Here is a 661-nt window from a genome sequence, read left to right as displayed (position 1 = left end):
GCATGCGCGCTGCGAAGGACTCGGTACCGTCTGCCTCGTGCGACAACCCTAGCGCCGTCGGCCGGGAAAATGTGGCTTCGCTGCTACAGACTTTTCCCTGGCCTCCCGCGCGGGCCGAGAAGGGCCGGCGCACGGGCATCCACGAACGCGCCGGAACCGGTCATGGATCGTTCACGTGGTGGTCACGCCTGGCGGAACGGGAGGCTCCGCACCGGTGTCGAGGAGGATCTGCTCGGCCCCTTTGAGGTTGTCGGCGCGCACCGCCTGGGCCATCGCCGCCCGCGCCGCGGTGGGCGACGACACCGTCCTGGTCACGCGAGGTGATCAGGATCTCTTCTCCCTGCTCGTCGTACCGCCCGACGCGTCGCCCACCGACGAGGCGTCGAGGTGCACGACCTGGCCGTCGACGACCAGGCGCGTAGGCAGTCCGTCCCAGGCGGCGGAGTCCAGGCCGACCCGGGAGATCGGTCCGAGGTGTTCGGACAGCGTGCGAATCAGACCTGGCAGTTCGGTGGCGACGTCACGGGAGCGCGGCCACCACGCGCCGTCGAGTACCCCCGTGCGCTCCTGTGTCGTCTCCAGCCGCAGGAGGGCCGTACCGGGGCGGACGGATTCGTGTACGCCGTCCGGGAGGCGTCCCACGGCGGGTGGCGGATCGGTA

General features: G+C 70.7%; 1 pseudogene. It reads right to left on the bottom strand.

Annotated elements, in window-relative coordinates:
- Positions 1 to 171: 171 nt before the first annotated feature.
- Positions 172 to 661 (bottom strand): annotated as a pseudogene (locus EAO75_RS48860) (DUF5994 family protein); the annotation flags it as partial.

Source organism: Streptomyces sp. UW30 (genome assembly GCF_008042075.1).
Taxonomy (GTDB): domain Bacteria; phylum Actinomycetota; class Actinomycetes; order Streptomycetales; family Streptomycetaceae; genus Streptomyces.
Note: the sequence above shows the minus strand (reverse complement) of the source record. Positions and strands in the feature narration are given on the sequence as shown.